The organism is Kitasatospora sp. NPDC056446 (genome assembly GCF_042796115.1).
Taxonomy (GTDB): domain Bacteria; phylum Actinomycetota; class Actinomycetes; order Streptomycetales; family Streptomycetaceae; genus Kitasatospora.
Window position 1 is genome coordinate 28,915 of the sequence record NZ_JBHTRF010000040.1, and the last position, 22,201, is coordinate 51,115.

Sequence of the window (22,201 nt, forward strand, 5' to 3'; positions counted from 1 at the left end):
TTTTCTTACTGCCGGGGGGGGCGGGCCGGGCCCCCCCGGGGGGCCCCCCCCCCTGCCGCCGGCGCCCCCCCCCCCCTCGGGGTGACGCGGGGTGCGTACGGGATCAGTGGTGGCCGTGGCCGCTGGTGATCTCGTGGTGCTCCTCGGAGGTCGGCTTGGGGATCTGGCTGCCCTCGCCGTAGAAGCCGCGGGAGAGCTTGGCCCGGGTGCGGGTGAGGACGCCGGCCTTGCGGGCCACGCCGTTCTCGTCCGTCTGGGCCGGCAGCTCGACCGGCTGGTTCTGCTCGTGCGCCGTGAGCGTGTGCAGGTCCTTCTGCGGCAGCTGGGCGTGGATCTCGACGAACTCGCCGTGCGGCAGGCGCTTGATGACGCCGGTCTCGCGGCCGTGCAGCACCTTCTCCTTGTCACGGCGCTGGAGGCCGAGGCACCAGCGCTTGGTGATGATGAAGGTGATCACCGGGACCGCGAAGAAGCCGACGCGGACGAAGTAGGTGATCGAGTTGATCGACAGGTGCAGGTGGGTGGCGAACAGGTCGTTGCCACCGCCGACCAGCAGCACCAGGTACAGCGAGATCCAGGCGGCACCCAGGGCGGTGCGGACCGGGGCGTTGCGCGGGCGGTCCAGGATGTGGTGCTCGCGCTTGTCGCCGGTGATCCAGCCCTCGATGAACGGGTAGACCGCGATCGAGACCAGGACCAGCGGGAAGATCATCAGCGGGATGAACACACCCAGGTTCAGGGTGTGGCCCCAGAGGCTGATCTCCCAGCCCGGCATGACACGGATCAGGCCCTCGGAGAAGCCCATGTACCAGTCCGGCTGGGCGTCGGTGGACACCTGGTCGGGGCGGTACGGGCCGTAGGCCCAGATCGGGTTGATCGTGGCGATCGCCGAGATGGCGGCGATGATGCCGAAGACCAGGAAGAAGAAGCCACCGGCCTTGGCCATGTAGACCGGCATCAGCGGCATGCCGACGACGTTCTTCTCGGTCTTGCCCGGGCCCGCCCACTGGGTGTGCTTGTGGTAGAAGACCAGGATCAGGTGCGCCACCAGCAGGCCGAGCATGATGCCCGGGATCAGCAGCACGTGGATGGTGAAGAAGCGCGGCACGATGTCGTGGCCGGGGAACTCGCCCCCGAACAGGAACATCTGGACGTAGGTGCCCACCAGCGGGACGGCGAGGATCGCGCCTTCCATGAAGCGGATACCGGTACCCGACAGCAGGTCGTCCGGCAGCGAGTAGCCGAAGAAGCCGTCGAACATGCCCAGGATCAGCAGCAGGAAGCCGAAGACCCAGTTGATCTCACGCGGCTTGCGGAACGCGCCGGTGAAGAACACGCGCATCATGTGGACGAGCATCGCCGCCACGAAGACCAGGGCGGCCCAGTGGTGGATCTGGCGGATCAGCAGACCGCCGCGGATCTCGAAGCTGATGTCGACCGTGGAGGCGTAGGCCTCCGACATCCCGATGCCCTTGAGCGGCACGTACGAGCCGTTGTAGACGACCTCGGCCATCGACGGCTTGAAGAACAGCGTCAGGTAGACGCCGGTCAGGATGATGATGACGAAGGTGTAGAGGCAGATCTCGCCCAGCATGAAGGACCAGTGGTCCGGGAAGATCTTGCGCAGGTTGGCCTTGGCGAGGGAGTAGATCCCCAGCCGGCCGTCCGTCCAGTCAGCCGCGGCTTCCCACTTGTTGGCGGGCTTGGCACGCGTACTGGAGGGCTTGGCGGCACCGGTCGTGGTGCTGCTCGTGTTACTCATCGAGCACGCTCCCAGAAGCTCGGGCCGACGGGCTCCGCGAAGTCGCCGGTGGCGACCAGGTTGCCCTTGTCGTCAGTGGTGATCTTCAGCTGCGGCAGGGGGTGGCCGGCCGGGCCGAAGATGACGCGCGCGCCGTCCGCCAGGTCGAAGGTCGACTGGTGGCAGGGGCAGAGCGCGTGGTGGGTCTGCTGCTCGTAGAGGCTGATCGGGCAGCCGACGTGCGTGCAGATCTTGGAGTAGGCGAGGATGCCCTCGAAACCCAGCTCCTTGGACTTGTCGTCCTTGATGTCGTCCGGCGCGATGCGGACCAGCATCAGGGCGTCCTTGGCGATCCGCTGCTGGAAGTCCTCGCTGTGCGTGGACAGCCCCTCCGGCATGGCGAAGGTCAGCGAGCCGATGATGATGTCCTCGGGCTTCATCGGCTGCATGGTGCTCATGTTGACGAGCGGCAGCGGCTTGGCCTCGGTCGCCTCCTTCCAGCCGGTCTCGTGGAGCTTCTTCTCCGGGAGCGGGCCGAGGTCGCGGAGCAGGACCACGCCGGAGAGCGGGACCAGCGCCATCGAACCGATGAGGGTGTTGCGGATCATCTTGCGACGACCGAAGCCGGACTCGGCGGCACCGGTCTTGAACTGCTCGATGACGTCCGCGCGGACCTCGTCGTCGGCCTCGATCGCGTGGCGCTCGGCCGGCAGCTCGACGTCCGACATCAGGGTGCGGGCCCAGTGGACCGCGCCCGCGCCGATCATGAAGAGGGCGACGCCCAGGGTCAGGCCCAGCGCGAAGTTCAGCGCGCTGACGTGACCCAGCGGGAAGATGTAGACGATCTTGTCCGGGTCGATGGCCACGTACGAGGCGATGAAGCCGACGGTGGCGAGCATCGAGATCACGAACATCAGCGAGACCTGGCGCTCGGCGCGCTGGGCGGCCCGCTCGTCGATGTCGGTGCGCCGGGGCTCGTGGGCCGGCAGGCCCGGGTCGGCGAAGGGGTTGCCGTGTTCGGCCACCTCGCCGGCGGAGCCGTGCGACTCCGGGAGCTTCTCTTCTGACATGTCGTGGCTCATGACTTCTTGGCCTTGGTGGTGTGGGCGGCGACCCAGATCGCGACCGCGATGAGCGTGCCGAGGCCGAAGATCCAGCCGAACAGGCCCTCGGTCACCGGACCGAGGCTGCCGAGCGTGAGACCGCCGGGGTTCGGCTCATCGGAGGTGGTGTGGCGGACGAAGGCCACGATCTGCTTCTTCTGCTCCTCGGGCATGGTGGTGTCCGGGAACGACGGCATGTTCTGCGGGCCGGTCTGCATGGCCTCGTAGATGTGCTTGGCGTCCACGCCCTCCAGCGACGGGGCGTACTTGCCCTTGGTCAGGGCACCGCCCTGGCCGGCGAAGTTGTGGCACTGGGCGCAGTTGGTGCGGAACAGCTCGCCACCCTTGGAGATGTCGTCCGGGTTGGTCGAGGTGTACTGCTCCTCCTTGGGGGTCACCGGGCCGGGACCGAGCGAGGAGACGAAGGCGGCGAGCTGGTCGATCTCGGCCTGCGAGTAGATGTTCGTCTTGCGCGGCACCTGGGCGCCGGGCTGCTGGGCCGGCATGCGGCCGGTACCGACCTGGAAGTCGACGGAGGCGGAGCCGACGCCGACCAGGCTCGGACCGTCACTGCTGCCCTGGCCGTTCAGGCCGTGACAGGAGGAGCAACCGACGGCGAAGAGCTTCTTGCCCTCATCGATCGCGAGCGACTGCGCGGCGACGTCGGCCTGCGCCTTGCCGGCGGGAGCGAACGCGGCGTACAGCCCCCCGGTTGCCGCCAGGGCGAGAAGTAGGACGACCAGCGCCGCCAATGGGTGGCGCCGTCGTGCGGAGAGCTTTTTCACGGAATAACCCCGGTGTCAGGATCTGGTCGACTGGTGGGTGCACCCGGCGGCCGGTCTGGCCGGCACGAGGCTGCCTGTCTAGGGCTGCGCGCGCGGTCGGTCGGTGGGAGCGTCGGCACCGGCAGAAGCGGCCCGTCGCCGGTGAGGGCGGGGGCCGCAGCCGGTGGCCAGCGACCTGATCAGCTGGTTACTTGATCAGGTAGATGGTCGCGAACAGGCCGATCCACACGACGTCGACGAAGTGCCAGTAGTACGACACGACGATCGCGGCGGTGGCCTGCTCGTGCGTGAAGCGCTTGGCGGCGTACGTCCGTCCCAGGACCAGCAGGAAGGCGATCAGACCACCCGTCACGTGCAGGCCGTGGAAGCCGGTGGTCAGGTAGAACACGGTGCCGTACGGGTCGGAGGACAGCGACAGGCCGTCCTTCTTGACCAGCTCGGTGTACTCGTAGACCTGGCCGCCGATGAAGACCGCGCCCATCATGAACGTGATGATGAACCACATGCGGAGCTTCTTCACGTCACCGCGCTCGGCGGCGAACACGCCGAGCTGGCAGGTGAGCGAGGAGAGCACCAGGACAGTGGTGTTGACCGAGGAGAACGGCACGTTGAGGGCGTGGGCCTTCTCGGTCCAGAACTCGGCTCCCTTGACGGAGCGGAGCGTGAAGTACATCGCGAAGAGGGCCGCGAAGAACATCAACTCGGAACTGAGCCAGACGATCGTTCCGACGCTGACCATGTTCGGCCGGTTGACCGATCCGTGCGCGTGCCCGGTTTCTACTGCTGTTGCTGTCGCCACGACGGACATTATGTCGGTCCCTTATTCCGTCTTCACGTCGGGGGGTGTCCCTCGGAGTGTCCGGTGCGTGCGGTATGCCCCCCTGGAGGGTGCCGGACGGTCCGGACGGGGGCTGAGCAGCGGCGTGTCCCTTTTCTGACGGTTCCTCGGAGCGGCCCGTGACCCCGTTGCCCGGCGCGTCGTTGCACGGTCGGCGTAGTGCCGGGAGGTAGGGGAGGAGGCTCCGGGTCGGCCGTACGGGTGGACCGGGTCCCTCCGGGTGACGGGCCGTCCTCCGGGCGGGTGAGCCGGGGGCCGCGGCCGCTCCGGGAGGAACGTGCGCGAGGGGCACTCGGCGGGCGGTGATCGGGAGTAGCATCCGGATCAGGCGAACGTGGTCCGGATCACACTTGAGGGAGCAGGGTCCATGGCGTACACGACCGATGAGACGCTCACCGTCCTCGTCTACAGCGACGACCGCAACACCCGCGAGCAGGTGCTGACGGCGCTCGGCCGCCGGCCCGCCGAGGATCTTCCGGAGCTGTCCTACCTGGAGTGCGCGACCACCCCCGCGGTGCTCAAGGCACTGGAGAAGGGCGGCGTGGACCTCTGCGTGCTGGACGGCGAGGCCGTTCCGGCCGGCGGGCTGGGGCTCGGGCGCCAGCTGAAGGACGAGATCTACGGCTGCCCGCCGGTGCTGGTGCTGATCGGCCGGCCGCAGGACTCCTGGCTCGCCGCCTGGAGCCGGGCGGACGCCGCGATCTCCCGCCCGGTGGACCCGGTGGCGCTGGCCGGGGCGGTCGCCACCCTGCTGCGGGCCCGGCTGGCGAAGCGGGCCCCGGCCGCCCGCTGAGCGGTGCCGTCTCACTACTGGAGAAGACAGGCCCCAGGCGCGCCGCCGCTCGATAGGCTGGCTCCATCCGTACGGACGTCCCCCCGGAGCGGGGGAACCGACAACAGCTGGAGTCAGCCATGGTGAACGTGAACCCTGCGAACGGCGGTAGCGACCCCGCGCAGGTGGTCCGCTCCTGGCCGGACCTCCTGGCGGCGCTGTTGAAGGGGGAGGACCTCGACCGGGAGTCCACCGCGTGGGCGATGGACCGGATCATGAGCGGCGAGGCGTCCCCCGTCCAGGTGGCCGGGTTCATGATCGCGCTGCGGGCCAAGGGCGAGTCGGTCGACGAGGTCACCGGCCTGGTCGACGCGATGTACGAGCACGCCGAGCCGCTGGAGATCCCCGGTCCGGCGGTGGACATCGTCGGCACCGGCGGCGACCGGGCGAAGACCGTCAACATCTCCACCATGTCGGCGATCGTCGCGGCGGCCGCCGGCGCCAAGGTCGTCAAGCACGGCAACCGCTCGGCCTCCTCCACCAGCGGCTCCTCGGACGTGCTGGAGAAGCTCGGGGTGGCGCTGGACCTGTCCGCCCGGCGGGTGGCCGAGGTGGCCGAGGAGGTCGGCCTCACCTTCTGCTTCGCGGCGAAGTTCCACCCCTCGATGCGGCACGCCAGCACCGCGCGGCGCGACCTCGGGGTGCCGACCGCCTTCAACATCCTCGGCCCGCTGACCAACCCGGCCAAGGTCACCGCGCACGCCATCGGCTGTTTCGACACCCGGCTGGCCGGGCTGATCGCCGGGGTGCTCGCCCGGCGCGGCTCGACGGCGCTGGTCTTCCGCGGCGACGACGGGCTGGACGAACTGACCATCACCACCACCTCGCAGGTGTGGGTGGTGCAGGACGGGGTGGTCACCGAGACCACCTTCGACCCGCGGGACGTCGGCATCGAGCTGGTCGGCATCGAGGCGCTGCGCGGGGCGGACGCCTCCTACAACGCCGAGGTCGCGCGCCGGCTGCTGGCGGGCGAGCGCGGGCCGGTGCGGGACGCCGTCCTGCTGAACACGGCGGCGGCGCTGGTCGCCCTCGACCTGGGCGACGCGCCGCTGGCCGAGCAGCTCGCGGCGGGCATGGCGCGGGCCGAGGCGGCCATCGACTCCGGCGCGGCGCAGGACCTGCTGCGGCGCTGGTCGGAGGCCACCAGCCGGATCTGAAGCGGTAGTTGGGAGCCCGTGCCGGTCCGCCGGCGCGGGCTCTCGGGCTGTCCGGATGGTGGATGTCCGTTTGACCGCCCGATGGACGGGACCTAGAGTCATCGCCAGGTCATGAGTGACAGCGCGAAGCCCCAGCTTGCTGTCCGGCAACCCTCCGTCCGTGGCGGGGTGCCCTGGGTGAGGACCGGGTCGCCACGGCAAACCGTCCGTGCGACAAGCGCGGACACCCGACGACCAGCACTCTCGGGGTCCCTGTACCCCGAAGGAGTGCACCCCCATGTCTGTCGCCACCGAGATCCGCACCCCCCTCGCCCCGCTCGCCGTCCTCGGCGCCGACGTCCGGGTCCCGCTCGCCAGCGGTGCCAAGGTCGGCTACGCGGCGCTCGACTACGCGGCCAGCGCGCCCGCGCTGCAGCGGGTCTGGGACGACGTCGCCGCCTACGCGCCGTACTACGGCAGCGTGCACCGCGGGGCCGGGTACCTCTCGCAGCTGTCCACCGACCTGTTCGAGCAGAGCCGCCGCACCGTCGCCGAGTTCCTCGACCTGCGCGAGGGCGACCAGGTGGTCTTCACCCGGGCCACCACCGACTCGCTCAACCTGCTGGCCGCCGCCGTCCCGGCCGGCACCCGGGTGTTCGCCTTCGAGACCGAGCACCACGCCTCGTTGCTGCCCTGGGCGCACGCCGGACTGGACGTCACCTACCTGCGGGCACCGCGCTCGCGGGCCGAGGCGGTGGCCGCCCTGGAGGCCGCGCTCGCCGAGGCGCCGGAGGGCCCCAAGCTGCTCTGCGTCACCGGCGCCTCCAACGTGACCGGCGAGCTGTGGCCGATCGCCGAGCTGACCGGGGCCGCGCACCGGCACGGCGCCCGGGTGGTGCTGGACGCCGCCCAGCTGGCCCCGCACCACCGGGTCTCGGTGCGCGAGCTGGACGTCGACTGGATCGCCTTCTCCGGCCACAAGATCTACGCGCCGTTCGGCGCCGGGGTGCTGGCCGGCCGCGCGGACTGGCTGGACGCCGCCGAGCCGTACCTGGCCGGCGGCGGGGCGACCCGGACGGTCGCCCGGGAGACGGACGGCTCGGTGGCCGTGCAGTGGCACACCGGCCCGGCCCGGCACGAGGCCGGCTCGCCGAACGTGATCGGCGCCTACGCGATCGCCTCGGCCTGCCGGGCGCTGAGCGAGGCCGGCTTCGACGCGCTGGAGGCCCGGGAGCGGCAGCTGGTCGACCGGCTGACGGCGGGGCTCGCCGGGATCCCGCAGGTCAAGGTGCTGAACCTGTTCGGCGCCGGTTCCGCGCGGGTGGGCGTGCTGTCCTTCGTCGTCCAGGGCTGGAACAGCTCGCACTTCTCGGCCGCGCTGTCCGCCGAGTACGGCATCGGGGTGCGCGACGGCCTCTTCTGCGCCCACCCGCTGGTGCGCACCCTGCTCGGGGACGAGGATGTCGCACCGTCCGAGTGCGGTGCCCCGGAGCCCTCGCTGCCCGGCGAGCGCAGCCTGAACGCGATCCGGGTGAGCTTCGGCGCCGGCACGCCGGACGAGCACATCGACCGCTTCCTGACCGCCGTCCGCGAGCTGGTCACGGACGGTGCGGCCTGGAACTACCGCAACGAGGGCGGGCGTTGCGTCGCCGACAGCCGTCGGGAGGGCTGACGCCCGGGCGTCGCGCTACTCGTCCAGGCCGAGCGCGAAGGCGGCTTCCAGGTCGTGCTGGGAGTAGGTGCGGAAGGCGATCTGGGTCTCGGTGTGGGCCACGCCCGGGACCTTGTTGAGCCGGCCCGGGATGACGTCGGCCAGGTCGTCGTGACGGCGCACCCGGACCATCGCCACCAGGTCGTAGCCGCCGGTCACCGAGTACACCTCACTGACGCCCTCGATGGCGGCGATGGCCTCGGCGATCTCCGGGATGCGGTCGACACTGGTCTTGATCAGGACGATGGCGGTGATCACTTTTCGGGCTCCTTTGTGGGGTGCCGCCAGCGTATCGGGCGTCAGGCCGGGCGTCGCGAGGGGTGGCGGACGACGGTGCAGCCGAACAGGAAGCCGGCCGAGAAGCCGATCACGTGGACCAGGTAGGCCACCCCCGGGCCCGCCGAGTGCACCGACCACCACTGGAGCGCGAACCAGAGGCCGAGCACCAGCCAGGCCGGGAAGCGCAGCGGCAGGAAGAACAGCAGCGGGACGAGCGTCGTCACCCGCGAGCGCGGGTGGAAGCGCAGGTAGGCGCCCAGGACGGCGGAGATCGCGCCGGAGGCTCCGATGAGCACCCGGGTGGAATCCGGCGAGTGCGCCTCGGCGAGCGCGAAGCCGTACGTGGCCAGGCTGCCGGCGGCCAGGTAGAAGAGGGCGTACCTGGCCCGGCCGAGCCGCCGTTCGACGGTGGGGCCGAAGACGTGGAGGAAGAGCAGGTTGCCCAGCAGGTGCAGCCAGCCGGCGTGCAGGAAGAGGCCGGTGAGGACGGACAGCGCCGGGTGCTTGCCCGGGGTCGGGGCGGCCGGGCAGCCCGGGACGGGGTCGGGGGCCTCGGCCAGCTGTCCGGCGGTCAGCGGCCGTCCGGCCAGCAGCTCGGCCGGGACGGCGCCCCAGCGCTGCTCGTACCGCTGCTCCGCGCAGACCCGGGCCTGCCCGGTGCCGTACAGCGGGTTGAGCCCGGCGGCCGGGCCGAGCAGGAACACCAGGGTGTTGACCGCGATCAGGGCGTAGGTGACCGCCGGGGCGGGCACCTGCGGCCGGCCGCCCCGCGCGGCAGTGTGGTCGGGGGCCGCGAGCGCCATGCGGCCAAGCATCCCTCCGGGCGCCGCAGGTGACACGGCGGTTTACGGCAGGTGGACTAGCCCTGGTATTCCGCTGACCGGTGGTCGCGGCGGTTGCCCCAGGCAATAGGCTTGGGGCGGGCATTCCCGCCTCCCGCCGCCGACGCCGGGGCTCCGGGGGGAGCGCCTGGCCCACACAGGGACCACCCGAGAGGACCCCCGATGACCGTCCCCGCCCTGACCGCCGAGACGCGCTGGCGCTGCACCCTGTGCGGCAACCTGACCCGCTTCGACGTGACCCGCACCGCCCGGGTGACCGAGTTCCTGCACTTCGACCTGGCCGGCGACTCCAAGGTCGAGGAGACCGAGGTGCTCAGCGAGACCGTCGAGTCGGTGCGCTGCCGCTGGTGCAACGCGGTGGACCAGGTCGAGCTGGTGGCCCGTCCGGGGGCCGAGGACGCCGAGGCCCCGACCGGCCAGGGCTGACCCCGCCGGTGCGGCGGGCGGTGCGCGGCGCGCCCGTCCGCCGCACGGGACAATCGATACGCAGACAAGACGCACGGGGCGTGACGACTGGGGGAAGTCGCGGCCGTACCCCGCTGAACCAGGATCGGAGCCGAGGACGTGGTGGACGCAGCGAAGGAGCCCGGCGAAGCGCAGGGACTTCGGCCCGCTGCGCAGGCGCCGGAGGCCGGGACGGACCCGGCGGGGAGCGCCGGCCCGGGAGCGGTCGAGGCGTCGGCCGCACCGTCCGACCCCTCCTCCGACGCCGAGGGGTCCGCACCTGAGCGCGCCGTGGAGAAGCTGGACCGGCCGCTGCCCGAAGGGGTGCGCCGGCGCGTGGTCGGGCTGGCCTCGGACGCGCTGGGAGGGCTGCCGCCGGGCGAGCTCCCGCAGAGCCTGCGCCAGTACGTCAAGTTCACCCCCGCGCGGCGGGCCAAGTACGCGGCCACCGCGCTGGCGGCGGCGCTGGAGGCCGAGCCGGCCTTCCGGGTGCGGATAGCGGAGCGGCTGCGGCTGGGGCAGCCCGACCTGGTGCGGGCGCTGGAGTCGGGCAGCGTCCCGGGCGCCGCCGATCCGATGGATGTCGCGGCCGCCGCCTACCTGGTGCGCTCGACGGGCTGGAGCCGGCTGGTCGCCGAGGCGGGCGAGGAGGCCGAGCGGGCCGGCGCCGAGGACGCGGCCGCGGAGGCGACCCGGCTGGTGGAGAAGCTCCAGTCGGAGCTGGCCGAGGTCCGGGCCGCCGCCCGGGCGGACCTGGAGCGGCAGCGCACGGAGTCGGAGAGCGTCCGGCGGGAGGCCGAGTCGCTGCGCAAGAAGGTGCGTTCGCTGGAGAGCGACACCCGCCGCGCGCAGGCCGAGACGCGCCGGGTGGCCGGCGAGCTGGAGGCGCTGAAGGCCCAGGGCGCGGCCGAGCGCGGCGCGGCCGAGGTCGAGGCGCGGCGGCTCAGGCACCGGGTCTCCGAGCTGGAGACGGCCGCCGAGCAGGGCCGCCGGTCGGCCCGTGAGGGGCGCAGCGTCGAGGACATGCGGCTGCGGCTGCTGCTGGACACCGTCCTGCAGTCGGCGCAGGGCCTGCAGCGGGAGCTGGCGCTGCCGGTCTCGCAGATCCGCCCGGCGGACCTGGTGGAGGCGGTGGTGCCGGGGGCGGCCTCGCCGCACGACGTGGCGCGGCGCGGGCTGGCCGAGGACGATCCGGCGCTGCTGGACCAGCTGCTGGCGATCCCGCAGGTGCACCTGGTGGTGGACGGCTACAACGTGACCAAGACCGGCTATCCGGCGCTGCCGCTGGAGCAGCAGCGGATCCGGCTGCTGGGCGGGCTGGCGATGCTGGCCCAGCGCACGCAGGCGGAGGTCACCTGTGTGTTCGACGGGCAGGACCTGGACGTGCCGGTGATGATGGCGCCGCCGCGCGGGGTGCGGGTACGGTTCAGTCGGACCGGGGAGACGGCGGACGAGCTGATCCGCCGTCTGGTGCGGGCCGAGCCGCAGGGCCGTCCGGTGGTGGTCGTGTCCACCGACCGGGAGGTCGCGGAGGGCGTGCGGAAGGCGGGCGCGCGCCCGGTGGCCTCGGTGCTGCTGCTGAACCGGCTGGCCCGGCCCTGAGGGTCGGCCGGGTGGAATGACGCCTGCTCAGAGGCGGTTCGGCGGCATTGTGCGGGTCCGGTGAAGCCGGTGGGGGAAACCGGGTTCACGCCTTCGGGGAGTAGCAAAACGGATAGATCTTCACTAGGGTCTGGCGTCAAACCTATATTCCGGAATGTCATCCGATCGGGTGAGTCCGTTGGAAGAAGGAGCCGGTCCCTTGGCATCCCACCGCCGTCCCAAGCAGCCGAGCCGCGCGCGGGTCTCCGTGCTCACCGCGGCCGCTGCGACCGCGGTCGCCCTCTCCGCCCAGGTGGCCGCGCACGCCGCGCCGCAGCCGAACAAGACCGACGTCAAGGCGCAGATCGACCAGCTCCAGGAGGAGCAGGAGCAGGCGGCGGAGAAGTACAACGGCGCCAAGGAGCGGGCGGACCAGCTGCGCAAGCAGGCCGACCAGCTCCAGGACCAGGTGGCCCGCGGCCAGGAGCAGATGACCCAGCTGCAGGTCGGCCTGGCCGAGGTGGCGGGGGACCAGTACCGCTCCGGCGGCATCGACCCGTCCGTCCAGCTGATGCTCTCCTCCGACCCGTCCGGCTACCTGGACAAGGCCTCCACCGTCCAGCAGGCCAGCACCACGCAGGCCGAGGCGCTCAAGTCGCTGCTGGACCAGCAGCGCCGGCTGGACCAGGAGAAGACCGAGGCCGCCACCGTGCTGGCCTCGCTCGACACCACCACCAAGGACCTGAACCAGTCCAAGGCGGACGTCAACACCAAGCTGAAGGCCGCCCAGGACCTGCTGAACTCGCTCAGCAGCGCCGACCGCAACGCGCTGAAGGCCCAGCAGGCGCAGGACGACCGCGCCTCGCGCGGCAGCGACCGGGTCGACCTGGGCAACCTGCCGCCGGCCAGCGGCTACGCGGCCACGGCCGTGGCCAAGGCGATGAGCAAGCAGGGCTCGCCGTACGTGTGGGGCGCCACCGGGCAGAACACCTTCGACTGCTCGGGCCTGATGGTCTGGGCGTACGGCCAGGCGGGCGTCTCGCTGCCGCGCACCTCGCAGGAGCAGGGCCACTACGGCACCGCGGTGACGCTGGCCACGGCCCAGCCGGGCGACCTGGTGGTCTACGGCGGCGACATGCACCACGTCGGGATGTACATCGGCAACGGCATGGTGGTCCACGCGCCGCACACCGGTGACGTGGTGAAGGTGATGAAGGCCGACGCGATGCCGATCAACACCATCCGCCGGGTCTGACGGCCCGACACGCCGCAGGGGCCGACCGGTCCTGTGATCCGCGCCACCCTCCGCCCTGGGGGGTGGTGTTCGGGTTTTCGAGTGTTTCGCGACCACTTCGTGAGACCTGATCAGCCTTGCGTAGGACCGTGGTCACGATCGGTCATTTTCACAAAAGAACTTGGGTAATCTTCCGTCTTTTTTCTGACAAGGATTTGAACCGATCACGGTTCAGTTACTAGGGTCGTGGTCCGAGCCACCGCACAGTCGATCACCCAGCCTGGGTGGCGGCGGTGGTTACCGCCGAGTTCGTGAGGCAGCGGGGCAGGTCGAAGCGACTGCCCGACAGGGGAGCCCAGCAGTCGGGGGCGCTGCGCAGCGGAGCCGGGGAACCACGTTCCTCCGGGGTGAATCGGCGCCAGGTCGGCCGTCTCGACGGCCGTGAGGCGTCGTAGGGCATGCTTCCGGCCCGAACCCGTCAGCTCACCCGGTAGGCGGACGTAGGAAGAAGGAGTCCGCCTTCGTGGCGTCCCATCGTCGTCCCAAGCCAGCAGGCCGCGCCCGCGTCTCCATCATGACCGGCGTCGCCGCCGCTGCCGTCGCCCTCTCCGCGCAGTCCGGCGCCCACGCCGACCCGCAGCCGACCAAGGACCAGGTCAAGGAGCAGGTCGACCAGCTCAACGAGCAGGCCGAGGTGGCGACCGAGCAGTACAACGCCGCCCAGGAGAAGCAGCAGACCCTGGAGAAGCAGGTCTCCGGACTGCAGGACCAGGTGGCCCGGCAGCAGTCCCAGGTGACCGACCTCCAGGGCGGCCTCGCCGAGATCGCCGGGGAGCAGTACCGCAACGGCGGCATATCCCCGACCGTCCAGCTGATGTTCTCGTCCAGCCCGGACAGCTTCCTCAACCAGGCCGGTGCGCTCAACCAGGCCGGTGACACCCAGAAGAACCAGCTGAAGCAGCTCCAGGAGCAGCAGCGCAAGCTCGACCAGGACCGCACCGAGGCCCAGGGCAAGCTCGCCGAGCTGGAGGCCACCACCCAGCAGCTCAAGGCCTCCAAGGACGACGTCCAGACGAAGCTCAAGGCCGCGCAGGACCTGCTCAACACCCTGACCGAGCAGGAGCGCCAGGCGCTGCGCGCGGCCGAGGAGAAGGCCGCCGCCGACGCCAAGGCCCAGGCCGACGCCGCGAAGGCCCAGCAGCAGGCCGCCGACCGCGCCTCGCGCGACAACAGCCGCACCGACCTGTCCGGCGGCTCCTCCGCGGCCGCCGCCAAGCCGGCCGCCCCCGCCCCCGTCGCCCCGGGCAGCTCGCGCGGCGCGGCCGCGCTGTCCGCCGCCGCCTCCAAGGTCGGCAGCCCGTACGTGTGGGGCGCCAGCGGCCCGAGCTCGTTCGACTGCTCCGGCCTGATGGTCTGGGCGTTCAACCAGGTCGGCGTCTCGCTCCCGCGCACCTCGCAGGAGCAGGCCCACGCCGGGACCCGGATCGGCACCGACCTGTCCCAGGCCCAGCCCGGCGACGTGCTGATCTTCTACGGGGACGCCCACCACGTCGGCATCTACGCCGGCAACGGCCAGGTGCTGCACGCGCCCAAGCCGGGCGCCTCGGTCCGCTACGAGGCCGTCAGCAACATGCCGCTGTCCGCCATCGTGCGGGTCTGACCCCACGCGGTACTTCCAGGCCCGGCCTTCCACCACGGAAGGCCGGGCCTGCGGCTTTGTCGGCGGATCGGGCTGATGTCCGATTACGGGTCAAATATTCGGGTCCGGAAGGGTTTGGACTCGCTTGCCCGGACTCGCTAACGTCTGCCACCGGACTCCCGCTCGACGGCCGCCCGCAGTGCGGCGGCGGTGGGTCCGCACCGCAGGATTGGAGCCGCTGCCGCCATGCCCGTGCACCGCCGTTCCCAACTGCTCGCCCGTGCGCTGGTGCTGACGGCGGCCGCGACCACCGCGCTGGGCGTCGCGACCGGGGGAAGCGCCCAGGCCGCCCCCGGCAGCCCCGACCCGGGCGACCGCAAGGACGTCAAGGCCCAGGTGGAACAGCTCTACGACGAGGCCGAGCAGGCGTCGGAGAAGTTCAACGCGGCGCAGGAGGCGCAGCACCGGCTCCAGGGCGAGACCACGATCCTCCAGGGCGAGATCGCCCTCGCGCAGGACCAGCTCAACCAGCTGCGCGGCGACCTGGCGACGGTGGCCGGGGCCGAGTACCGCGACGGCGGCATGACCCAGACCGCCCAGCTGATGCTGTCCCCCGACCCGGAGGGCTACCTCGCCCGCGCCCGCACCATGGGCCAGGCCTCGGAACGCCAGCAGGAGACGCTGCACGAGTTGGTCACCCGCCAGCGCCGGCTCGACCAGCGGCGCACCGAGACGGCCGGCAAGCTCGCCGAACTCGACCAGGCCCGCCACGCGCTCGCCGACAACAAGCAGCAGATCCAGCAGCGGCTGGCCAAGGCACAGAAGCTGCTCAACGGCCTGGGCGTCACCGAGCGGACCAGGATGGCCGCCCAGGACGCCCGGGACGCCGAGCAGCGGGCCACCCGCGGCACCGACCGGCTCGACCTGGGCACCGCCCCGCCCGCCTCCGAGCGCGGGGCGGCCGCGCTGGCCGCGGCGGTGCGGATGATCGGCTCGCCGTACGTCTACGGGGCCACCGGGCCCCGCGCGTTCGACTGCTCGGGTCTGATGTACTACAGCTGGCGGCAGGCCGGAGTGACCCTGCCGCGCACCTCGCAGGCCCAGGCGTCCGCCGGGCAGCGGGTCAACCTCTCCGAAGCGCGACCGGGAGACCTGGTGATCTTCTACCGGGACATGCACCACGTCGGCATGTACGCCGGCGGCGGGGTGATCGTGCACGCCCCGTACCCGGGCGCCAAGGTCCGCTACGAGAGCGTCAACGCCATGCCGGTGTCCGGGGTGGTCCGGCTCTGAGCACGCCGCCGCCGGGCCCCGCCGACCACGGCCCGGTCCACATACCCGGCCGGGCGCTGTCCCGCCGCGGCGCGCTGCTGCTCGCGGCCGGCGGGCTGGCCCAGCTGTCGCTGCCGCCGGCCGCCCCCGCCGCCCCGGCCCGGCCGGCCGCCGACCGGACCGCCGAGGCGGCCGCGGTGCTGGCGGAGCGGGCGCGCTCGCTGCCCGCCCGGTCGGGACTGCCGGTGGCCGAGGCGGTGTACCGCAACCTGGTGCTCGCGGCGGGCGGCGGGCCGGACCGGCTGACCGCCGCGGCCGACCTGGCGGTGCGGATCGCCGGGTACGACGAGTACCCCGTGGTGTACCCGCGCCGGATCGGGCTGGCCCGGGCCGCGGACGGCTGGCGGGTCGAGAGCGAGGAGAGCGCGAGCGGGCCGCCGGCCCTCTGGGACCTCGGACCGACCCGGTCGGCGCCGGGCGCGCACTGCCTGGTGCTCGCCCTCGCGGACGGGCCCGACCCGGCCGGACTGGCCCTGGTGGGGGACCGCGCGGTGCCCGCCGTCGAGGCGGTCTGGGGCACCGCCTGGCCCGGCCGGCTGCTGCTCGAACTGGCCGCCACCGAAGAGCAGTTCGCCCGGCTGCTGGAGGGCGACCCGGCCGGCTGGGCGGGCATGGCGGCGGTCACCGTGGCCGCCCCCGGCGCGCCCCGGCACACCCCGGCGGACCGGGTGCTGGTCAACCCCGAGGCGTACGGGCGGCTCAGCGGCTTCGGCCGGCAGGTGGTCGTCACGCACGAGGCCACCCATGTCGCGACCCGGGCCGACACCCGGGCCTGGACGCCGCTGTGGCTCTCCGAGGGCGTCGCCGACTGGACCGCCTACCGCGACTCCGGCCGCACCCCGCGGCAGATCGCCCCCGAGCTGGCCCGCGACGTCGCCGCCGGGCGGCTGCCCGCCGCACTGCCCGCCGACCGGGACTTCGCGGCCGGCGCCACCGGCATCGCCCAGGCCTACGAGCAGTCCTGGCTGGCCTGCGAGCTGATCGCCCGCAGCTACGGGCCGCAGCGGCTGGTGGCCTTCTACCGGGCCGTCGGCGCGGCCGACGGGCAGGGCGAGGACCGGGAGCGGCGGACGGACCGGCTGCTGCGCGGCGAACTGGGCATCGGCCTGGACGGATTCACCCGGCTCTGGCTGGACGAGGTCGCGGCGCTGAAGGACTGACCGCGCCCCCGCCCCCGCGAGGACCGCTCAGCGCCGCTGCTCGGCCGGCGCGCCCGGGCGGTCGATCCCGTCCAGCAGGTCCTGCTCGTACGCGATGCCCGGGCGCACCGGGTAGCCCGAGGACGGCAGCGCGGCGGGCTCGCGGTCCAGCACCAGGGTCGCCGGCAGCGGCGCCTCGCCGCGGGTGGAGCGCCACAGCCGGACGCAGGCCAGCACGGTGGCGGCCACCAGCAGCAGGTTGCGCAGGGCCAGGACGGTCACCGCGACCGGCTCACTGGCCAGGACCTGGGTGAACATCGTCGGGAACTCGACCAGTGTCAGTGGGCAGGCGATCAGGATCAGCAGCGCCACCGGCCGCTGGCTGGTGCCGCGCACGGTCAGGCAGACCGCCGCGACGCCGACCAGCCAGACCAGGTACTGCGGGCTGATCACCCGGCTGGTCACCACGAAGATCAGCAGCGCGCACAGCGCGGCGTCGTACATGGTGGCCGCGTTGCGGCGCTTGGAGGTGAAGCGCCACAGCAGCAGCCAGAGGAATCCCAGCACGGTGCCGGCCATCATCACCTTGCTGATCACCGGGACCCACGGCCCGAGCATCTCCGGCGAGCCGTAGTTCATGGTGACCTTGCCGTCCCAGGCCCCGGCGAGCCGGGCGAAGTGCAGCGGCAGCGCGCCGACCGACTCCACCTCGATGCCGCGGTCCTTCTGGAAGGCCAGGAAGTCGAAGGCGCCGTTCATCCCGGCGGCGAGCAGGAAGCCGATCGAGACGGCGGTCGCCCCCGCCAGCGTCCAGGAGCGGCGGGTACGGCGGCCGGACGGGGTGCCGATCAGGCCGAGCAGCGGCCAGACCTTGACGATGCCGCCCAGGCCCAGCAGCAGCCCGCCGACGGCCGGGCGGCGGATCAGCGCCAGCAGGCCGGCCAAGGCGACGGCGGTGACGACGAGGTCGAAGCGGTTGTAGATCATCGGGCCGAGCAGCGGGACGCCCACCACCCACATCCAGGCGCCGCTCAGCGCCCGGCCCCGGCGCAGGCCGGTCCGCACCAGCAGGGCGGCCGCGGCGGCGTCGGCGATCCCGCAGATGACCCAGAAGGAGACCAGGTACGACCAGGGCAGCAGGCCCGGCAGCAGGATCACCAGGGCGGCGCCCGGCGGGTACTGCCAGGTCACGTCGTCGAACGGGAAGGTGCCGGTCTGCAGCACGCCGTACCAGGCGTGGTAGATCATCCACACGTCGGCCGTGACGTCACCGCCCGGCGACTTCAGTACACCGGTGATCAGCAGCACCAGCACGGTGCGGGTGGCCACCCAGGTCGCGCCGAGCGCGGCGAGCGCCCCGAGCGGGCGGCCGAGGCGGCCGCGCGGAGAACCGGGCTCGGTGGCCGGGGCCAATTCCACTGCTCTCCCTCGTTCGTTCGTCTCGGACGTCCCCACCGGAGGCGTCGTACCGACGGACGCCCGGGCCGCGCGCCGGACGGCGGCCTAGGTACTAGGACTGACCCGGGGGTCAAACGGTTGCCGTGCGCGGTTCCGTTCCCGGCGGGTGATGGTGTTGACCTATCGTACGGATCACCCAGCGGTACACCGCGCACCCCCCGACCGAGCGAGCCATGGCCTGATGCACAGAACCTTGATCGTCACCAATGACTTCCCGCCCCGCCCGGGAGGCATCCAGGCCTTCGTGCACAACATGGCCGTCCGTCAGCCCGCTGGAAGCATCGTGGTGTACGCCTCGACCTGGCGGGACGGCAGCGAGGTGCGGCGCTTCGACGCCGAGCAGCCGTTCCCGGTGATCCGGGACCGGACGAAGGTGATGGTTCCCACACCCCGGGTCACCCGGCGGGCCGCCGAGATCCTGCGCGCCGAGAAGTGCGACTCGGTCTGGTTCGGCGCGGCCGCCCCGCTCGGCCTGATGGCGCCCGCGCTGCGCCGGGCCGGGGCCGGACGGCTGCTCGGCATGACCCACGGCCACGAGGCCGCCTGGGCCCAGCTGCCGGTCTCCCGGCAGCTGCTGCGCCGGATCGGCACCGGCACCGACGTGCTGACCTACCTGGGCGAGTACACCCGCTCCCGGATCGCCGCCGCGGTCGGACCGCAGGCCGCGGCCCGGATGGTGCAGCTGCCTCCGGGCGTGGACGAGACGACCTTCCACCCGGGCTCCGGCGGCGCCGAGGTCCGCCGCCGGCTCGGGCTGGCGGACCGGCCGGTGGTGGTCTGCGTCTCCCGGCTGGTGCCGCGCAAGGGCCAGGACACCCTGATCGAGGCGATGCCGCAGATCCTGGCCGACGTGCCGGACGCGGTGCTGCTGATCGTCGGCGGTGGCCCGTACCGGGCGGACCTGGAGAAGCTCGCGGACGCCACCGGCGTACGGGACTCGGTGCGCTTCACCGGCTCGGTGCCGTGGGAGGAGCTGCCCGCCCACTACGGGGCCGGGGACGTCTTCGCGATGCCCTGCCGGACCCGACGCGGGGGCCTGGACGTCGAGGGCCTGGGCATTGTCTACCTGGAGGCCTCCGCCACCGGCCTGCCGGTGGTCGCCGGGGACTCCGGGGGCGCCCCGGACGCGGTGTTGGAGGGCGAGACCGGCTACGTGGTGCCCGGCGGCTCGGCCTCCGCGTCGGCGGAGCGGATCGTCCGGCTGCTGCGCGACGAGGAGCTGCGGCGGCGGATGGGCGAGGCCGGACGGCGCTGGGTGGAGCGCTCCTGGCGCTGGGACCTGCTGGCCGGGCGGCTGACCTCGCTGCTGGCGGGCTAGGAGCGCCCCTGGGACGGCGTGGGGCCGTCTCCACCGCGTGGGGCCCGTCTCCTCGGGAAGGAGACGGGCCCCACGCCGTATACCGGCTACTTCTTGTACAGGGCCTCGATGTCGGCCGCGTACTCCTTCAGGACGACGTTGCGCTTGAGCTTCAGCGAGGGCGTCAGGTGGCCGCTCTCCTCGGAGAACTCGGTGTCCAGCAGGCGGAACTTCTTGACCGCCTCGGCGTGCGAGACGGCCGCGTTGCCGTCGTCCACGGCGGACTGCAGGGCGGCCAGCAGCTCCGGGTCCTGGGCGAGCTCGGCGACCGTGGCGGTGGCCGGCTTGCCGTTGAGCTCCTTCCACTTCGGGAAGAAGTCCGGGTCGACGGTGATCAGGCAGGCGATGAAGGGCTTGCGGTCGCCGACCACCATGACCTCGCCGACCAGGGCGTGGGCCCGGATCCGGTCCTCGATCACGGCCGGGGCGACGTTCTTGCCGCCGGCCGTGACGATGATCTCCTTCTTGCGGCCGGTGATGGTCAGGTAGCCCTCGGAGTCCAGCGAACCGAGGTCGCCGGTGGCCATCCAGCCGTCCTTGAGGGTGTCGGCGGTGGCCTGCGGGTTGTTCCAGTAGCCGGTGAACACGTGCGGGCCCTTGAAGAAGACCTCGCCGTCCTCGGCGATCCGGACCGAGGCGCCGGGCACCGGCTGGCCGACCGTACCGATCTTCGGCTTGTCCCACGGGTTGAAGGCGGTGGCCGCGCAGGTCTCCGTCAGGCCGTAGCCCTCCAGGACGGTGAAGCCGATGCCCCGGTAGAAGTGGCCCAGCCGCTCGCCCAGCGGGGCGCCGCCGGAGATGGCGTGGGTGGCCCGGCCGCCGAGCGCGGCGCGCAGCTTGCTGTAGACCAGCTTGTCGAAGACCGCGTGCTTGAGCCGCAGGACCAGGCCCGCGCCGCCGGCGTCCAGCGCCCGGCTGTAGGCGATGGCGGTCTCGGCGGCCTTGTCGAAGATCTTGCCCTTGCCGTCGGCCTGGGCCTTGGCGCGGGCGGTGTTGTAGACCTTCTCGAAGACTCTGGGCACGCCCAGGATCAGGGTCGGCTTGAACGCGGCCAGCTCGGCGGTGACGTCCTTGATGTCCGAGACGTGGCCCAGCTTGATCGGGGCCATCGCCGGGGCGATCTCGGCGATCCGGCCGAGCACGTGCGCCAGCGGCAGGAAGAGCAGGACGGAGCTCTCACCGGTGCGGAACAGCGGGGCCAGGCGCTCGACCACGTTCCCGCACTCGGCCATGAAGTTGCCGTGCGTCAGCTGACAGCCCTTCGGGCGGCCGGTGGTGCCCGAGGTGTAGACGATGGTCGCGATCGAGTCGGAGTCGGCGGTCGCGCGGTACTCGGCGACGGTCCCGTCGGCGACCTCGCGGCCGGCCTCGGCCAGCGCGGCGATCGCACCCTGCTCGATCTGCCAGGTGTGCTTCAACTCCGGGAGCCGGCCCCGGACCTCCTCGACCACCGCGCGGTGCTGGTCCGTCTCGGTCAGGACGGCGACCGCGCCGGAGTCGCCGAGGATCCACTCCACCTGCTCGGGGGAGGAGGTCTCGTACACCGGCACCGTGACGGCACCGGCCGACCAGATCGCGAAGTCCAGCAGCGTCCACTCGTAGCGGGTCCGGGACATGATGCCCACCCGGTCGCCCGGGCGGATGCCGGCGGCGATCAGGCCCTTGGCGGCGGCGAGCACCTCGACCAGGAACTGGGCGGCGGTCAACTCCTGCCACTGGCCGTCCACCTTGCGGCTGAGGACCACGACGTCCGGGTGCCGCTCGGCGTTCTGGTGCACGAGGTCGGAGAGGTTACCGCCGCTCGGTACCTGGTAGAGGGCCGGAAGGCTGAAGTCGAGCAAGACTGCTCCTCGTTCGCGACGCTGCGGGACGGCAGGACGTTACTGCCCGGTAGGCAGCTTCGACCAGAGGGGTCGGCCCCGGTGTTCGAAGTGTCACACCCGGCCGGGTCCGACCAGGCCGTGACCGGGTCGTTCGAATGGCACCCTACGGCAGCGGTGTGGTGACCGGCCGGTAGCATGCGCTGTTGCTCGCCCGCTCGCCTCCGGGGCGCTTCTCGTCCGGTGCCGACGGTCGGCGCTCCCTCGCTCCTTCGTCGCTCCCTCGCGCTCTCCCTTTCGGTGCCGGCGCGCCCCTTCGGCTCGGGGCTGCGGCCCGCCCGCTCGCCTCCGGGGTTCCGATCCGGTGTTGACGGGTGCCGCCCGCGCCGTCGGGTCGATCGCCGGTCGCGATAGCCTGCTCCGGGCGGACCGGGCCGAGCGCGCCCCGGCCGGACCGGCAGGCAGAGGGACGACGCGGAGGGCCATTCCATGGCGGAGCACACCAGGTCGAGCATCACCATCGACGCCACCCCGGCCACGGTCATGGCCGTGATCGCCGACTTCGCCGCCTACCCGGCGTGGACCGGGGAGGTCAAGGAGATCGAGACCCTGGAGACGGGCGAGGACGGCCGCGCCACCCAGGTCCGACTGCTGCTGGACGCCGGCGCGATCCGCGACGACCACGTCCTCGCCTACACCTGGGACGGCGACCGCGAGGTCCGCTGGACCCTCGTCCGCAGCCAGATGCTCCGCTCGCTGGACGGCTCGTACACCCTCGCCCCGCTCTCCGGCGGCCGCACCGAGGTGACCTACCAGCTCGCCGTGGACGTCAAGATCCCGATGCTCGGCATGATCAAGCGCAAGGCCGAGAAGGTCATCATCGACCGCGCCCTGGCCGGGCTGAAGAAGCGCGTCGAGGGCTGAGCACAG

General features: G+C 72.3%; 19 protein-coding genes and 2 riboswitches. Of the genes, 11 read left to right on the top strand and 8 right to left on the bottom strand.

Going from position 1 to position 22,201, the window contains the following annotated elements; genetic code table 11:
• Positions 1-103: 103 nt before the first annotated feature.
• The 4 genes from ACFQ6N_RS24075 to ACFQ6N_RS24090 form a co-directional block, all read right to left on the bottom strand.
• A complete protein-coding gene (locus tag ACFQ6N_RS24075; protein WP_380652554.1) occupies positions 104-1,762 on the bottom strand; it encodes a cytochrome bc complex cytochrome b subunit in 1,659 nt (552 codons plus the stop codon).
• Positions 1,759-2,811, bottom strand: coding sequence for a Rieske 2Fe-2S domain-containing protein (locus tag ACFQ6N_RS24080; RefSeq protein ID WP_380652557.1), 1,053 nt, complete (start codon positions 2,809-2,811; stop codon positions 1,759-1,761). The genes ACFQ6N_RS24075 and ACFQ6N_RS24080 overlap by 4 nt, the downstream gene beginning before the upstream one ends.
• An 8-nt stretch (positions 2,812-2,819) precedes the next feature.
• Complete coding sequence (locus ACFQ6N_RS24085; protein ID WP_380652560.1) at positions 2,820-3,629, bottom strand: c-type cytochrome; 810 nt, start codon at positions 3,627-3,629, stop codon at positions 2,820-2,822.
• 187 nt (positions 3,630-3,816) lie between these two features.
• Positions 3,817-4,437: a heme-copper oxidase subunit III gene (locus tag ACFQ6N_RS24090; protein WP_030240071.1), complete on the bottom strand. Its 621-nt coding sequence runs from the start codon at positions 4,435-4,437 to the stop codon at positions 3,817-3,819.
• Between the two features lie 397 nt (positions 4,438-4,834).
• On the opposite strand from ACFQ6N_RS24090, the gene ACFQ6N_RS24095 reads away from it, so the two are divergent.
• The 3 genes from ACFQ6N_RS24095 to ACFQ6N_RS24105 all read left to right on the top strand — a co-directional run bounded on the left by ACFQ6N_RS24095 (position 4,835) and on the right by ACFQ6N_RS24105 (position 8,107).
• Positions 4,835-5,260 (top strand): hypothetical protein, encoded by a 426-nt coding sequence (locus ACFQ6N_RS24095; protein WP_380652564.1) that lies wholly within the window; start codon positions 4,835-4,837, stop codon positions 5,258-5,260.
• A gap of 119 nt (positions 5,261-5,379) precedes the next feature.
• On the top strand, positions 5,380-6,456 hold the full coding sequence (gene trpD / locus ACFQ6N_RS24100; protein ID WP_380652567.1) for an anthranilate phosphoribosyltransferase: 1,077 nt from the start codon (positions 5,380-5,382) through the stop codon (positions 6,454-6,456).
• 107 nt (positions 6,457-6,563) lie between these two features.
• A riboswitch (SAM riboswitch) is annotated at positions 6,564-6,682 on the top strand.
• A 51-nt stretch (positions 6,683-6,733) separates the two neighbouring features.
• The gene (locus ACFQ6N_RS24105; protein ID WP_380652570.1) at positions 6,734-8,107 is read left to right on the top strand and encodes an aminotransferase class V-fold PLP-dependent enzyme; all 1,374 of its coding nucleotides are present in this window, start codon (positions 6,734-6,736) and stop codon (positions 8,105-8,107) included.
• A 15-nt stretch (positions 8,108-8,122) separates the two neighbouring features.
• On the opposite strand, the gene ACFQ6N_RS24110 is transcribed toward ACFQ6N_RS24105, so the two are convergent.
• Complete coding sequence (locus ACFQ6N_RS24110; protein WP_030060206.1) at positions 8,123-8,404, bottom strand: Lrp/AsnC ligand binding domain-containing protein; 282 nt, start codon at positions 8,402-8,404, stop codon at positions 8,123-8,125.
• Positions 8,405-8,445: 41 nt separating this feature from the next.
• Positions 8,446-9,228, bottom strand: a complete 783-nt coding sequence (locus ACFQ6N_RS24115; protein ID WP_380652572.1) for a rhomboid family intramembrane serine protease — start codon at positions 9,226-9,228, stop codon at positions 8,446-8,448.
• A gap of 201 nt (positions 9,229-9,429) precedes the next feature.
• On the opposite strand from ACFQ6N_RS24115, the gene ACFQ6N_RS24120 reads away from it, so the two are divergent.
• From ACFQ6N_RS24120 to ACFQ6N_RS24145, 6 genes are all read left to right on the top strand, one after another.
• Positions 9,430-9,693: a hypothetical protein gene (locus ACFQ6N_RS24120; RefSeq protein ID WP_380652574.1), complete on the top strand. Its 264-nt coding sequence runs from the start codon at positions 9,430-9,432 to the stop codon at positions 9,691-9,693.
• A 309-nt stretch (positions 9,694-10,002) separates the two neighbouring features.
• Complete coding sequence (locus ACFQ6N_RS24125) at positions 10,003-11,313, top strand: NYN domain-containing protein (RefSeq protein WP_380652673.1); 1,311 nt, start codon at positions 10,003-10,005, stop codon at positions 11,311-11,313.
• 199 nt (positions 11,314-11,512) lie between these two features.
• Entirely contained in the window at positions 11,513-12,547 is a 1,035-nt protein-coding gene (locus ACFQ6N_RS24130) for an NlpC/P60 family protein (RefSeq protein ID WP_380652576.1), read from the top strand.
• Between the two features lie 338 nt (positions 12,548-12,885).
• Positions 12,886-13,039, top strand: a riboswitch (cyclic di-AMP (ydaO/yuaA leader).
• A 10-nt stretch (positions 13,040-13,049) separates the two neighbouring features.
• Positions 13,050-14,186, top strand: a complete 1,137-nt coding sequence (locus ACFQ6N_RS24135; protein ID WP_380652579.1) for an NlpC/P60 family protein — start codon at positions 13,050-13,052, stop codon at positions 14,184-14,186.
• Positions 14,187-14,411: 225 nt separating this feature from the next.
• Positions 14,412-15,458, top strand: a complete 1,047-nt coding sequence (locus tag ACFQ6N_RS24140; RefSeq protein ID WP_380652582.1) for an NlpC/P60 family protein — start codon at positions 14,412-14,414, stop codon at positions 15,456-15,458.
• 176 nt (positions 15,459-15,634) lie between these two features.
• Positions 15,635-16,657: a hypothetical protein gene (locus tag ACFQ6N_RS24145; protein WP_380652585.1), complete on the top strand. Its 1,023-nt coding sequence runs from the start codon at positions 15,635-15,637 to the stop codon at positions 16,655-16,657.
• 27 nt (positions 16,658-16,684) lie between these two features.
• On the opposite strand, the gene ACFQ6N_RS24150 is transcribed toward ACFQ6N_RS24145, so the two are convergent.
• On the bottom strand, positions 16,685-18,055 hold the full coding sequence (locus tag ACFQ6N_RS24150) for a glycosyltransferase 87 family protein (protein ID WP_380652588.1): 1,371 nt from the start codon (positions 18,053-18,055) through the stop codon (positions 16,685-16,687).
• Positions 18,056-18,275: 220 nt separating this feature from the next.
• On the opposite strand from ACFQ6N_RS24150, the gene ACFQ6N_RS24155 reads away from it, so the two are divergent.
• Complete coding sequence (locus ACFQ6N_RS24155) at positions 18,276-19,412, top strand: glycosyltransferase family 4 protein (RefSeq protein ID WP_380652590.1); 1,137 nt, start codon at positions 18,276-18,278, stop codon at positions 19,410-19,412.
• A gap of 86 nt (positions 19,413-19,498) precedes the next feature.
• Here the strand turns inward: ACFQ6N_RS24155 and ACFQ6N_RS24160 are convergent, their stop codons facing one another.
• Positions 19,499-21,292 carry an AMP-dependent synthetase/ligase gene (locus ACFQ6N_RS24160; RefSeq protein WP_380652592.1) on the bottom strand — a complete coding sequence of 598 codons (1,794 nt, stop codon included), beginning with the start codon at positions 21,290-21,292 and terminating at the stop codon, positions 19,499-19,501.
• 468 nt (positions 21,293-21,760) lie between these two features.
• Between ACFQ6N_RS24160 and ACFQ6N_RS24165 the strand changes: the two genes are divergently transcribed.
• The gene (locus ACFQ6N_RS24165; protein WP_380652594.1) at positions 21,761-22,195 is read left to right on the top strand and encodes an SRPBCC family protein; all 435 of its coding nucleotides are present in this window, start codon (positions 21,761-21,763) and stop codon (positions 22,193-22,195) included.
• Positions 22,196-22,201 lie beyond the last annotated feature (6 nt).